15 protein-coding genes are annotated in these 13,567 nt (G+C 50.9%); 12 read left to right on the forward strand and 3 right to left on the reverse strand.

All coding sequences use genetic code 11. From position 1 onward, the window contains the following. Positions 1-3: 3 nt before the first annotated feature. The 4 genes from AC2D8L_RS10830 to AC2D8L_RS10845 are packed head-to-tail and all read left to right on the forward strand — an operon-like array spanning position 4 to position 3,646. Positions 4-1,068, forward strand: a complete 1,065-nt coding sequence (locus AC2D8L_RS10830; protein ID WP_484685495.1) for an ABC transporter permease — start codon at positions 4-6, stop codon at positions 1,066-1,068. A 12-nt stretch (positions 1,069-1,080) separates the two neighbouring features. Beyond that, positions 1,081-2,019: a nickel transporter permease gene (gene nikC, locus AC2D8L_RS10835; RefSeq protein ID WP_484685496.1), complete on the forward strand. Its 939-nt coding sequence runs from the start codon at positions 1,081-1,083 to the stop codon at positions 2,017-2,019. Then, on the forward strand, positions 2,016-2,873 hold the full coding sequence (locus AC2D8L_RS10840) for an ABC transporter ATP-binding protein (RefSeq protein WP_484685497.1): 858 nt from the start codon (positions 2,016-2,018) through the stop codon (positions 2,871-2,873). The genes nikC and AC2D8L_RS10840 overlap by 4 nt, the downstream gene beginning before the upstream one ends. After that, positions 2,870-3,646, forward strand: coding sequence for an ABC transporter ATP-binding protein (locus AC2D8L_RS10845; RefSeq protein WP_484685498.1), 777 nt, complete (start codon positions 2,870-2,872; stop codon positions 3,644-3,646). The genes AC2D8L_RS10840 and AC2D8L_RS10845 overlap by 4 nt, the downstream gene beginning before the upstream one ends. A gap of 10 nt (positions 3,647-3,656) precedes the next feature. On the opposite strand, the gene AC2D8L_RS10850 is transcribed toward AC2D8L_RS10845, so the two are convergent. Further along, complete coding sequence (locus AC2D8L_RS10850) at positions 3,657-4,109, reverse strand: MaoC/PaaZ C-terminal domain-containing protein (protein WP_484685499.1); 453 nt, start codon at positions 4,107-4,109, stop codon at positions 3,657-3,659. A gap of 7 nt (positions 4,110-4,116) precedes the next feature. Then, entirely contained in the window at positions 4,117-5,013 is an 897-nt protein-coding gene (locus AC2D8L_RS10855; protein ID WP_484685500.1) for a LysR family transcriptional regulator, read from the reverse strand. A 136-nt stretch (positions 5,014-5,149) separates the two neighbouring features. On the opposite strand from AC2D8L_RS10855, the gene AC2D8L_RS10860 reads away from it, so the two are divergent. The 8 genes from AC2D8L_RS10860 to AC2D8L_RS10895 are packed head-to-tail and all read left to right on the forward strand — an operon-like array spanning position 5,150 to position 12,726. Beyond that, positions 5,150-6,289, forward strand: coding sequence for an acyl-CoA dehydrogenase family protein (locus AC2D8L_RS10860; RefSeq protein ID WP_484685501.1), 1,140 nt, complete (start codon positions 5,150-5,152; stop codon positions 6,287-6,289). Positions 6,290-6,291: 2 nt separating this feature from the next. After that, positions 6,292-7,329 (forward strand): enoyl-CoA hydratase/isomerase family protein, encoded by a 1,038-nt coding sequence (locus AC2D8L_RS10865; RefSeq protein ID WP_484685502.1) that lies wholly within the window; start codon positions 6,292-6,294, stop codon positions 7,327-7,329. A gap of 18 nt (positions 7,330-7,347) precedes the next feature. Then, entirely contained in the window at positions 7,348-8,235 is an 888-nt protein-coding gene (gene mmsB / locus AC2D8L_RS10870) for a 3-hydroxyisobutyrate dehydrogenase (protein WP_484685503.1), read from the forward strand. A 36-nt stretch (positions 8,236-8,271) separates the two neighbouring features. Then, entirely contained in the window at positions 8,272-9,042 is a 771-nt protein-coding gene (locus AC2D8L_RS10875; RefSeq protein ID WP_484685504.1) for an enoyl-CoA hydratase, read from the forward strand. 11 nt (positions 9,043-9,053) lie between these two features. Further along, complete coding sequence (locus tag AC2D8L_RS10880; protein ID WP_484685505.1) at positions 9,054-9,824, forward strand: SDR family NAD(P)-dependent oxidoreductase; 771 nt, start codon at positions 9,054-9,056, stop codon at positions 9,822-9,824. Positions 9,825-9,833: 9 nt separating this feature from the next. Continuing rightward, on the forward strand, positions 9,834-11,018 hold the full coding sequence (locus AC2D8L_RS10885) for an acetyl-CoA C-acyltransferase (RefSeq protein ID WP_484685506.1): 1,185 nt from the start codon (positions 9,834-9,836) through the stop codon (positions 11,016-11,018). Between the two features lie 29 nt (positions 11,019-11,047). Beyond that, complete coding sequence (locus tag AC2D8L_RS10890; RefSeq protein WP_484685507.1) at positions 11,048-11,797, forward strand: electron transfer flavoprotein subunit beta/FixA family protein; 750 nt, start codon at positions 11,048-11,050, stop codon at positions 11,795-11,797. Then, a complete protein-coding gene (locus AC2D8L_RS10895; RefSeq protein WP_484685508.1) occupies positions 11,797-12,726 on the forward strand; it encodes an electron transfer flavoprotein subunit alpha/FixB family protein in 930 nt (309 codons plus the stop codon). Before AC2D8L_RS10890 ends, AC2D8L_RS10895 begins: the two co-directional genes overlap by 1 nt. A 55-nt stretch (positions 12,727-12,781) precedes the next feature. Here the strand turns inward: AC2D8L_RS10895 and AC2D8L_RS10900 are convergent, their stop codons facing one another. Continuing rightward, positions 12,782-13,567, reverse strand: a complete 786-nt coding sequence (locus AC2D8L_RS10900) for a crotonase/enoyl-CoA hydratase family protein (RefSeq protein WP_484685509.1) — start codon at positions 13,565-13,567, stop codon at positions 12,782-12,784.

A 13,567-nucleotide genomic window follows, 5' to 3' on the forward strand; every position in this document is an offset into this window, starting at 1 on the left:
TGAATGTCTGAAACGTCTCAAACAGCTAAGCGGGCGGCCAGTGATTGGTCGCCCCTTTGGCATAGATTAGGCCAAGTTGGCGGTGTGCTGGCGATGCTCGCACTCACCATAGTGGGCCTAACCGCGGTTACATTTGTCATTGGCCGCATAATGCCCAATGATCCCGTGATTGCCATTGTTGGCCAACGCGCGTCCCAAGACGTTTATGACGCAATGTTTTTGCAGCTAGGGCTCGATAAGCCAATTTGGCAGCAATATTTCATTTTCCTAGGCGATATTCTTCAGGGCAATTTTGGCACCTCAGTGATGACATCACGCCCGGTGATGGAAGATATTTTGCGCTTCTTCCCCGCCACGTTGGAATTGGCAACGATCGGCACAATAAGTGGTATTCTCTTGGGCGTTCCAATGGGAGTTCTGGCTGCAGTTAATCAAGGCAAATGGATCGACCATGTGGTTCGTGTGGTTGGATTGCTCGGCCATTCAATCCCCGTATTTTGGTTAGGCATGGTTGCCCTTTTGGTGTTCTACGCCAAGCTAGATTGGCTCCCCGGCCCTGGGCGACTTGATTTCTATTTTGATGGCATCGTCGAACCAATCACCGGCATCATTATGATCGATGCAATTATTGCAGGGGAATGGGATGTCTTTAGCAACGCTTTCAGCCACACCATATTGCCTGCCTCCATGCTCACCGTTTATTCGCTGGCATATTTATCGCGCATGACCCGTTCCTTCATGCTGGATCAGCTTAATCAAGAATATATTTTGACCGCACGGGTTAAAGGATTGAGTGAGGGCGAAGTGATCTGGTCACACGCGTTTAGAAACGTTCTTGTGCAACTGATCACCATCATTGGTCTGACCTATGCAAGTCTTTTGGAAGGCTCCGTGCTAACGGAAACCATTTTCGCTTGGCCCGGCATTGGCCAATATATCACCAACTCGCTGTTCAATGCAGACATGAATGCGGTGATCGGTGGAACACTGGTGATTGGGATCAGTTTTGTGGGGATCAATATGCTGTCCGATCTTTTATATCGACTTGTCGATCCACGTGCGAAATAGGGGAAAGAAAATATGAGCGAGAATTCGTCTTCCCCAACCGCTACGCCACAAGGATTGCGCGCATGGCTATTGTCAGACCGCCCCGATAGCGCATTTCAAGCGCGATGCCAACGTGCCTACATTGGCTGGTTGAGCTTTAAGACCAACCCCATTGCAATGCTCGGGCTGATCATCGTTGCCAGCCTAATTTTGATTGCAGCGTTTGCGCCGATTATCACATCTGACGACGGGTCCACACAAAATTTGGCCAACCGACTGAAACCGCCGACGTGGGAACATTGGTTCGGCACCGACGAGTTGGGCCGTGATGTTTTTGACCGGATCATTTGGGGATCCCAAGTCACTCTTTATATCGTGTTCTTAGTGTCAGTCATTGTAATGCCCATTGGTTTGATTATTGGCACCACTGCCGGGCTTTTCGGTGGTTGGATTGATCGCATCTTGATGCGCATTACCGATATCTTCTTAGCCTTCCCGCGTTTAATTCTGGCACTCGCCTTTGTCGCGGTTTTGGGGCCGGGTTTAGAAAACGCCGTGCTCGCCATCGCAATGACGTCATGGTCTCCCTATGCGCGGCTTGCCCGGGCTGAAACGCTAACGGTGCGCAATTCAGAATACATTATGGCGGCTGAAATTCAGGGGGCGTCCAAGTTTCGCATTCTGATGTCTCACGTCATGCCCATGTGCCTATCCTCGACCGTCGTCCGGCTGACTTTGGATATGGCTGGCATTATTCTAACCGCTGCTGGCCTTGGCTTTTTAGGCCTTGGCGCGCAACCGCCCCTAGCGGAGTGGGGAGCGATGATCTCAACTGGGCGCGATTTCTTGCTCGATCAGTGGTGGGTGCCAACCATTCCTGGCGTTGCCATTTTGGTCGTGTCCCTCGGCTTCAACCTATTGGGTGACGGGTTGCGCGATGTATTAGACCCACGCAGTGGAGGCGGTGAATGAGCGAAGAACCTCTAATTTCCGTCCAGAACCTAAATGTACATTTCTCGACACCGCGCGGCGATGTCCATGCGGTTAAAAATGTCAGCTTTGATTTGAAGCGTGAACGGTTAGGCATTGTTGGTGAAAGTGGGTCCGGCAAATCCCAAACTGGCCGCGCGCTGTTGCGCCTTACCGCGGGGAACGGCCGAATTAGCGCTGACAAGATGATGTTCGGCGACAAAGACTTGATGACCGCTTCAACCCGCGAGATGCGCAAGATACGCGGCAGTCAAATCTCGATGATTATGCAGGATCCGAAATATTCGCTGAACCCAGTGGTATGTGTCGGCAAGCAAATAGCTGAAGCATGTCGGGTACATGAGAAAATTTCTAAATCTGAAGCCCAACAACGCGCCCTGAAAATGCTAGATGTGGTTCGCATTCGCGAGCCAGAAAAAGTCTATAGTCTTTATCCCCACCAAGTATCTGGTGGCATGGGTCAACGCATTATGATCGCGATGATGCTGATCACCGACCCAGAAGTCATGATCGCCGACGAACCGACTTCGGCGCTTGATGTGACCGTGCAAATGCAGGTGCTCGCATTGCTAGACGATATGGTGCGCGAACGGGGCATGGGCCTTGTGTTAATCAGCCATGACTTGAACCTTGTCTCTTCATTCTGCGACCGCGTTTTGGTGATGTATGGCGGGCGGATTTTGGAGATCTTGGACGCCAAAGACTTACACAATGCCAAGCATCCTTACACTAAGGGGTTATTGAATTGCTTGCCAAAAATGGATGGACACCATGGCGAGTTACCCATTCTGAACCGTGATCCGAATTGGCTGAATGAAGGTGGAATATTGTCATGATCAAGGTTGATGATCTCAATATCCATTTTGGCAGCAAGGGCAGCGCCATCCATGCTGTGAAATCTGTGTCGTTTGATGTCGTGGAAGGCGAGAGTTACGGTCTTGTTGGCGAAAGTGGTTCCGGTAAATCAACGGTTTTGCGGGCCATTGTTGGCTTGGTGCCAGACTGGACCGGCAAAATTGAAGTTGATGGTACGACCATTGTTGGCAAACGCAGCAAAAGCCAACGCAAAATGATGCAGATGGTTTTTCAGGACCCATATGGCTCCTTGCACCCGCGCCGCACTGTGAATGACACGCTTAGAGAACCACTGGCTATCCACGGCTTTGATAACCAAGAACAGCGCATAATTGATGCTTTGGACGAGGTTGGGCTTGGCGCCGAGTTTCGTTTTCGCTATCCGCATCAAGTTTCTGGCGGACAACGACAAAGGGTGGCGATAGCGCGTGCGCTTATTTTGGAGCCAAAAATCATTTTGTTGGATGAGCCAACATCTGCGCTAGATGTTTCCGTTCAAGCCGAAATTCTGAACTTGCTGGGCCGCATCCAAAAATCACGCGGACTGACCTACATTATGGTCAGTCATGATTTGGCCGTTGTCGGGCACCTATGCAGTCGAATTGCGGTTATGAACCGTGGTGTGATCATAGAAGAAATAACTGACGGCCAATTGCGCTCCGGCGAGGTTGGGCACGCTTATACCAAACAGCTTTGGACCGCGTCAAAAGGCTATGACCGAGCAGCATTGGAACAGTTTGAGGAATTCACTTAAAACTGGAACTTCACGCAGATCTACAGGGCAGCAGGCAGGTCCATTTTTGGGTGACGACCAGCTCATCATTTTGTTCCAATTTCGTCTCTAGCCGAATGCCAACATAGCCGCGCTCGCCATTGCGTGATTTCTTGAGGTCGATGACTTCGGCGTCAACAAAAACTGCTGTATTTGGATATACCGGTTTGGCGAATTTCAACTCATCTATTCGCATACCGATCAACGGGTTCTCGCCGAACGGCTTTTCAAGCGCCATCAAACGCATGGTGGCGCCAAGGGTTTGCCAACCCGAAGCAATAATCCCGCCAAATGGGCCGTCTTTTGCGCCCTCTTCGTCTATATGAATGAATTGCGGATCATAGATTGAAGCGAATTCATCAATGTTTTTTGTTGTCAGTTCAAATGTTCCGGTACGGAATTTTTCACCAACCGATAAATCTTCAAAAAATCGCGTTTTACTCATGCTGTCCTCATATGCTGGCGATTGCTTTTAAACGCGACACAATATCTTGGGTGATGAAATCAGCGACTGATTTTATGCGCGTTAGGTGTGCAATGTCTTCATGGATGGTCAGCCAGAGGTCCCGTGTCAACTTCACCTCATCGGCCAAAACTGGAACCAATGTAGGATGATCCCGCGCGACATAATCGGGCAATATGCAAACGCCCGCGCCGCCCAATGCCATTTGCAATTGCACATGCAGACTATTGGACGTCAGGTGCGCTTTAAGGCTTGGATCCACACTTGGGATGTAATCCAACTCTTTATCAAAAATCATATCAGGAATGTAACCGATGCCCCGTACCTTCCGTAGGTCTTTGCAGCTTTTGATGGGTGCTTGCCCTTCCAAATATGAAGCCGCGCCATAAATGTGGAGCACATAGGAAGCAATTTTTTTTATCTTTACGCGACCAGATTGAGGGCGCGATCCCGTGATGACGAAATCTGCTTCACGTTTGGATAGGCTGAAAGATCGTGGCACCGTGAGAAGCTGGACTTCAAGCAGTGGATGCTTTCGGCAAATCTGCGCCGCCCCCTCTGCGAGCAAAAATGAGGCAACACCCTCATGGGCTCCGATACATACCGGGCCCGATAAATCAGCATGGTGATCGCTAAGCTCGTCAATGGCGCGCATCGCATCGCTTTCCACCTGCTCGGCAATTGGCATCATTTTATGCCCAGCGTCGGTGAGTGCATACCCTTGGGGTGAACGATTAAACAACGCTGTGCCAAGACTTTCTTCTAACGCCGTGATCCGCCGACCAACGGTGGCGTGGTCAACACCAATATGATTGCCAGCCCCTGACAATGTGCCGTGGCGTGCTACTGCAAGAAAATATCGAAAATCATCCCAATTGGTGCGCATGAGGATATTTATAGCGAATTATGCTAACATAAGACTAGTGCAATATTGCACAATAGTTTTGCTTATTCGATTATTGATATTGCGTTTGTGCACAATATGATGTGCGATAAATCATGCTGATATTGGAGCGACGGGAATGGATTTTGCGCTAAGTGAAGAACAAGCCGCCATTTTTGAAATGGCGCGCGAATTTTCGATGGAAAACATTACGCCCCATGCTGTGGAGTGGGACCAAACTAGGCACTTCCCATTAGATGTGATCAAACAGACCGCAGAACTGGGCATGGCAGGCATCTACACACGTGATGATATTGGCGGATCAGATTTAACGCGGCTTGATGCCGCTTTGATTTTTGAAGCCTTGTCGCATGGCTGCCCGGCAACCGCTTCGTTCCTATCAATCCACAATATGTGCTCTTGGATGATTGATCGATTTGGGTCTGAGGAACTGCGCCAGCATTGGGGACCAAAGCTAACAAGCATGGAAAGCGTTGCAAGTTATTGCCTTACAGAACCCGGTTCTGGATCGGACGCGGCGGCACTTCAAACCGTCGCCAAGCGTGATGGCGACAATTACATATTAAAGGGCACGAAGAGCTTTATCTCAGGCGGCGGCATTTCAGATCTTTATATCGTGATGGCACGTACTGGCGCGCCAGGCCCAAAGGGCATCTCAGCATTCCTTGTTGAAAAAGGCACAGCGGGCCTTTCATTTGGTGCAAACGAAAAGAAAATGGGCTGGCATATTCAGCCGACCACCGAAGTCATCTTCGACGATGTGATTATCCCTACATCAAACCTTCTCGGGAAAGAAGGCGATGGCTTCAAGTATGCCATGAAAGGCCTTGATGGCGGGCGATTAAACATTGCCGCAAGCGCATTGGGCGCAGCCCAAGCCGCACTTGATAAAACGCTAAATTATATGGCGGAGCGTAAAGCTTTCGGCAAATCCATCAACCAATTCCAAGCCTTGCAATTCCGTCTTGCAGATATGGAAATCGAACTGCAAGCCGCACGGGTGTTTTTGTATAAAGCCGCATGGACCTATGATCAGGGATTGCCGGACGCAACAAAATATTGCGCGATGGCGAAACGATTTGTGACCGATACGGCATTCGACGTCGCCAACCAAGCCCTGCAATTGCACGGTGGATACGGTTATTTAGCGGATTATGGCATTGAGAAAATTGTACGCGATTTGCGGGTGCACCAGATTTTGGAAGGCACCAACGAGATCATGCGCCTCATTGTTTCACGCCAATTATTGAGTGATTGAACATGAACGACTTAATAGTTCAAAAACATGGTGACGTGGGCGTTATCACTCTAAATCGTCCAAAAAGCTTGAATGCACTTAGCCATGAAATGGTGAATGGCATGCGCGACGCGCTCGCCGATTGGGCAAAGGGCGATAGCATTCGGTGTGTGCTTATCGAGGGCGCTGGCGATCGTGCGTTTTGTGCAGGCGGCGATATCCAAACGATATACGAGAACGGCCCCAAAGATCCCGTTGGCTCACTCAAGTTCTGGCGCGACGAATATCAACTCAACGCCATGATCGCGAACTATGAAAAACCATACATCGCACTTATGCATGGGTTCACCATGGGTGGCGGCGTTGGTGTTTCAGCGCATGGCTCACATCGCATAGTTACGGATGGCTCAACCGTATCAATGCCCGAAGTTGGCATTGGGTTTTTGCCCGATGTTGGCGGCACGTGGTTGCTGAGCAAGGCGCCAAAGGGCGTGGGCGCATATTATGGCATTTCAGGTGCACGGATGGACCCAGACGATGCGATATTCATGGGCTTTGCAGATGTATATGTGCCGAAAGAGGCCTTTAGCAAACTCAAAGACCGTTTGATCGGCGGCGCGGACATTGACGATTTGCTTGCCCAAATTTCAGCAAAACCGATACAGGGCAAAGCCCGAACTCACGCGCGCCAAATTGCTAATTGGTTTAGTGGCGAAACCGTCGAGCGAGTGATGACCAATATTGAAGCCGATGAAAGTGAATTCGCCCAAGGTGCGCTGAAACTATTGAAGCGGCAATGCCCTTTGAGCGTCAAATCTACCTTTTACGCATTGGGCGAAGTCGAACAGTTTTCCCGCGTTGAGCAAAGCTTGCAACTAGAACTCAGATTTTGTGCCGCAAGTCTAAAAGGCAAGAACTTTTACGAAGGTATACGAGCCGCGGTGATCGACAAAGACCGCAACCCAAAATGGGAGCCTGATACTTTGGCTGCCGTGAGCGATCAGATGGCCAAAGACATGTTCACGCCACTGGGCGACGATGAACTTACATTTGCAGGCTAGATCAAAAAGGAATTCGATATGGATATTTCATTTATCGGGCTTGGTAACATGGGTGGTCCCATGGCCGCTAATCTGGTTAAGGCGGGTCACAATGTTCTCGGGTTTGATCTTTCCAAAGAGAATGCCGACAAGGCGAAAGCGAACAACGTGAAGCTGGCGGCGAGTGCTGAAGAAGCCGTTGCCAATGCTGAAGCTGTGATCACCATGTTGCCCAACGGGCAAATTGTGCTTTCTGTGTTTGAGCAACTGCTCAATAAAGCCCCAAAAGGATGCGTGTTTGTTGATTGCTCAACAATCGATGTAGCAAGTGCCCGCATGGCGCACGAGATGGCGCAAGCCAATAACATGCTCAGTTTGGACGCGCCGGTCTCTGGCGGCGTGGGCGGCGCAGCTGCTGGCACGTTGACCTTTATGGTCGGGGGCAGCGATGCGGCGTTTGAGAAAATCGAGCCCCTATTTGACATTATGGGGCAAAAAGCCGTGCATTGTGGCGCAGATGGTGCGGGGCAAGCTGCGAAGATTTGCAACAACATGTTGTTGGGCATTTCAATGATCGGCACCGCCGAAGCGTTCAATTTAGCCGATGCATTAGGTCTCGATAAATCCGCATTATTTGATGTTGTTTCGACATCAAGTGGGTCTTGTTGGTCTGTAAACACCTATTGCCCAGTGACGGGCGTAGGGCCGCAAAGCCCTGCTGACAATGGTTATTTGCCTGGTTTCGACGCCGCGCTTATGCTCAAAGATCTAAAATTGTCTCAAGACGCGGCTGACCAATCTGGCGCGCTGACCCCTCTTGGCGAACACGCCACAAAGTTGTATGACGCCTATGTCGAGAAGAATGGCGTGGGGCACGACTTTTCAGACATCATAAATGAACTTAAAGAGCGTTCCCGCTCTTCATGAATGAACGATCGTGCCCAAACTAAAAGGCCATTCAGTATGACAAAGAACATTCTGGTCGAAAAAATCGGCCGCGTGGTCCATATCACCCTTAATCGCCCCGAAGCGCTTAACGCGCTCAATCTGGCGATTATGGATGAGGTGACCATAACCCTTGAACAATATGACGCAGACCCCGACGTTGGGTGTTTTGTCATTTCTGGATCACCAAAAGCGTTTGCGGCAGGTGCCGACATCAAAGAAATGCAATCCCAAACCTATACCGACATGGCCAAAGCCAATTGGTTTGCTGGTTGGGACAAGTTGAGTGCAACGCGCACGCCAATATTGGCGGCTGTTAATGGTTATGCCCTTGGCGGCGGGTGCGAATTGGCGATGATGTGTGATGTGATTTATGCAGGTGATCGCGCTAAATTCGGCCAACCTGAAATTAAGCTCGGCGTTATTCCCGGTATGGGCGGATCGCAGCGCCTCACCAAACTGGTTGGCAAATCTAAAGCGATGGATATGGTCCTGACAGGCCGAATGATGGACGCTGAGGAGGCTGAACGCTCCGGCCTAGCAGCGCGGATTTTTCCGACTGACGAGTTGGTCGATGAAGTGCTCAAAATCGCTGCGGAGATTGCAGGCTTTGGCAAGCTGGCGACCCAAACAGCAAAAGAGGCTGTAAACCAAGCCGAAGAGCTGAGCATTAGCCAAGGTGTTCTCTTTGAGCGCCGCACTTTCCATTCGTTATTTGGCACCCATGACCAGCAAGAGGGCATGGCAGCCTTCAGTGAAAAACGCGACCCAAAATTTAAAGGCGAATAGGACCTCATTTCATGCAAATTAATTCTGAATTGTCTGCTGTGATTACAGGTGGTGCATCTGGTTTAGGCGAAGGCGTTGCAAGGCATTTGGCAGCAAAGGGCGTCAAGGTTGGCCTTTTCGATCTGAACGAAGAACGCGGCGAAACGATTGCCACAGAACTGGGCGGCACATTCGCTAAAGTTGACGTTTCCGATGCGACCAGTGTCGCAGCGGGCTTTGAAAAAGTACGTACTGCAAATGGTCAAGAACGTGTTGTAGTCAATTGCGCGGGCATTGCGCCGGGCGCGAAAACGATTGACCGCGAAGGCAACCCACACGACCCTGCAATGTTTGCCAAAACCATTGGCGTCAATTTAATTGGAACGTTCCACTGTGCCTCCATGGGTGCAGCTGGAATGGCGAAACTTGACACGGTAAGTGATGATCTTGAGCGCGGGCTGATCATCAACACCGCATCTGTCGCCGCCTATGAGGGGCAAGTGGGGCAAATCGCCTATTCCGCTTCAAAAGGCGGCGTTGTCGGCATGATGTTGCCGATGGCGCGTGACCTGGCGCGGGACGGTATTCGTGTGGTCACCATCGCGCCAGGTATCTTCATGACGCCGATGATGGCAGGCTTTAGCGAAGAGGTGCAAGATTCTTTGGCCGCAAATACACCATTCCCTAAACGGTTGGGCACCCCGGCTGATTATGCTTCCCTCGCTGAAGAGATCATCACCAACTCGATGATCAATGGCGAAACCATCCGCATAGATGGCGCTGTACGTTTGCAGCCACGATAGGAGACATTTATGAGCAATGACCCAATTGTAATTGTTGGCGCTGCCCGCACCCCGATGGGTGGGTTCCAAGGTGAACTGGGCGCTGTCGCTGCACCAGCACTTGGTGCAACTGCAATTAAGGCGGCACTGAATGGTGCCGGAATTGGCGGCCAAGATGTATCCGAAGTTTTGATGGGCAATGTATTGTCCGCTGGGCTCGGGCAAGCCCCCGCTCGACAGGCAACGCTTGGCGCCGACTTGCCGCTTGGCACACCGTCCACAACCATATCAAAAGTCTGTGGTTCCGGCATGAAGGCGGTGATGATGGCCCATGATCAGCTTAAGGCTGGCAATGGTGACATCTTGGTGGCTGGTGGCATGGAAAGCATGACCAACGCGCCATATCTGTTGCCCAAAATGCGCGGCGGTGCACGTATGGGGCACGCAGAAACGCTTGACCATATGTTCTTTGACGGCTTGCAAAACGCCTATGACGGCCACGAACTGATGGGCAATTTTGCCGAAAACTGCGCCGGGAAATATGAATTTTCTCGTGAAGCGCAAGATGAGTTTGCAATTGGCTCACTCAACAAGGCACTTAAGGCGCAAAGTTCGGGTGCTTTTGAAGCTGAAATCGCGCCGGTGACGATAAAGTCCCGTAAGGGCGAAATTGTGATTTCTGAAGACGAGCAACCCAAAAATGCACGGCCTGATAAAATCCCAACTCTACGCCCAGCATTTGCCAAAGACGGCACGGTAACCGCTGCCAATGCATCCTCCATTTCGGACGGTGCTGCCGCTTTGGTTTTGATGCGGGAAAGCAATGCGAACGCAAAAGGCCTAAACATCCGCGCGCGCATTGTGGGCCATCAAAGCCATGCCCATGAACCAGGCTGGTTCACGACTGCACCTGTTCCAGCCATGCAAAGGTTGGTCGACAAAATCGGTTGGAACATTGCCGATGTCGACCTTTGGGAAATCAATGAAGCGTTTGCTGTCGTCACCATGGCCGCTCAAAAAGCCCTGAATATTGATGCTGAGAAAATCAACATTCATGGCGGCGCGTGCGCTCTAGGTCATCCAATTGGCGCGTCGGGTGCACGAATTTTAGTGACCCTGTTGCATGCGCTTGAACGCACCTCTAAAACACGTGGTATCGCATCACTTTGTATTGGTGGCGGAGAAGCCACCGCTATCGCGATTGAGATCGCTTAGACTATTCCATTTCAGGAGTTGATTGGAACATGAAAATCCTCGTCCCCGTTAAACGGGTAGTTGACTATAACGTCAAAATTCGCGTGAAGGCCGATGGCTCTGGCGTTGATCTAAACAACGTCAAAATGAGCATGAATCCATTTGACGAAATCGCGGTGGAAGAAGCACTTAAGCTCAAAGAAGCGGGCAATGCTGAAGAAGTGATTGTCGTTTCAATTGGCCCGGACAAAGCGCAGGAAACTTTGCGTACCGGCCTCGCCATGGGTGCTGACCGCGCGATCCACGTCAAACATGACGACATTGTCGAGCCGCTTGATGTGGCAAAAATCCTTAAAGGTGTTGTTGAAGCTGAAGAGCCACAGTTGGTGATTTTGGGCAAGCAAGCCATTGATGATGATGCCAACCAAACCGGGCAGATGCTAGGCGCATTGCTTGGTTGGGGCCAAGGCACATTCGCCTTTAAAGTTGAACTCAGCGAAGATACTGTTGATGTGACCCGCGAGGTCGACGGCGGCCTGCAAACGGTCCAGCTAAACCTGCCTGCAATCATTACAACTGATCTTCGGTTGAACCAGCCGCGTTACGCGTCTTTGCCCAATATTATGAAGGCAAAGAAGAAGCCATTGGACACCAAGACCCCTGGCGATTTTGGGGTTGAAGTGAATAATCGATTGACCGTTTTGGAGACAACGGAGCCCGCTCCGCGTGCCGCAGGCATTAAAGTTGGCTCGGTGGCTGAATTGGTCGACAAATTGAAAAACGAAGCAGGAGCGATCTAATGAGCACACTTCTTCTTGCAGAACATGATAATGAAAATTTGAATGAGGCGACATTGCGCGCTGCGAATGCGGCGAGCCAGTTGGGCGCTGAAATACACGTGTTGGTCGCCGGTCAAGACTGCGCCAGCGTTGGCGAAGCGGCTGCAAAAATTTCGGGTATCTCAAAAGTGCTCGTCGCTGATGATGCCGCTTTTGCAAACCAATTGGCTGAGCCTGTGGCGGATCTAATCGTTTCGTTGGCTGACCAATATGACGCCTTCGTTGCGCCTGCCACATCAAACGGTAAAAACACCATGCCGCGGATTGCGGCATTGTTAGACGTGATGCAAATTTCTGACGTCACCGAAGTGGTTTCAGGTGACACATTTGTTCGCCCTATTTATGCGGGCAATGCTTTTCAGAAAGTGCAAACATCAGACGTCAAAAAGGTACTGACCGTGCGCACCACAACATTTGATGCGGTTGGCCTTGATGGCGCGGCAAGTGTTGAACCTCTTGGCCAAAGCGTTGGCAATGGACTGTCTAGCTTTGTCGGTGCTGAACTCGCGGGCGGAGACCGCGTTGAACTTGCGTCAGCGAAAATCGTTATTTCTGGCGGACGGGCGCTTGGTTCGATGGAAAAGTTCAACGAGCTACTTGAACCACTTGCTGATAAACTCGGTGCTGCGCTCGGCGCGTCACGCGCTGCAGTTGATGCGGGCTATGCGCCAAACGATTGGCAAGTTGGGCAGACGGGCAAAGTGGTGGCACCAGACCTATATATCGCAGTTGGTATTTCGGGAGCGATCCAGCATTTGGCGGGCATGAAAGACAGCACAACCATCGTTGCGATCAATACCGATGAAGACGCGCCAATTTTCCAGATTGCGGATTATGGCTTGGTCGCCGATCTGTTTGAAGCGGTGCCGGAACTTACGGCATCTGTCTAGAGAATTGGAGGTCGCGGCTTTAAAAAAACCGCGACCTTATTCGTTTCGTTATTTGCTACTCAACCCAACTCGGATTTCGCTTCTCAAAGAAGGCCGAGATGCCTTCATGTGCTTCGGGATTTTCCCAACAATCTGCAAGTTGATTGACGGTAAAATCAATCACGCCTTCATCAATTGTAGGACCTAAGGAACGGACCAACTGTTTCGCGCGGGTCACTGCGCCCGGAGCGGTTTGCAAATAGGGTGCAACTTGTTGTTCAACCGCATCAGAAAGCTGGTCGGCGGTCACAAGAATTGACACCAAATTAAGAGACACCGCTTCCTGCGCACCAAACCCCCGCCCGGACATAAACACACGCCGCGCCTTGTCCTCGCCCATTCGCGCAAGCACATAGGGGCTGATGGTTGCCGGGATCAGACCCAGCTTTGTTTCCGTCAAACCAAACTTCGCGCCTTGAACGGCAACAACAACATCACATACCGACATGAGGCCAACGCCGCCGCCGAATGCATTGCCCTGCACTTTGCCGATCAGCGGTTTTTCCAGCGTGTTGAGGGCAAACAGCATGTTGGCAAGTCGTTTAGCCTCAGCAATGCGCACATCACGCGTGGCGTTAAATTGCTGGCGCATCCAGTTGAGATCGCCGCCAGCACAAAAACTCTTCCCGTTCGCGGCCAGCACAACAGCTCGGATGGATTTGTCTTTATTGATCGCTGCGACGGCTAAGCTAATCTCATCACACATCTCAGCATTGAGCGCATTATGCTTGTCCGCGTGCTCCAAAGTCAGGGTCGCGACGCCACGATCATCTGTTTCAAGGCGAATATATTGATAGGCCAT

It is taken from the genome of Maritalea sp. YIW29 (genome assembly GCF_057219265.1).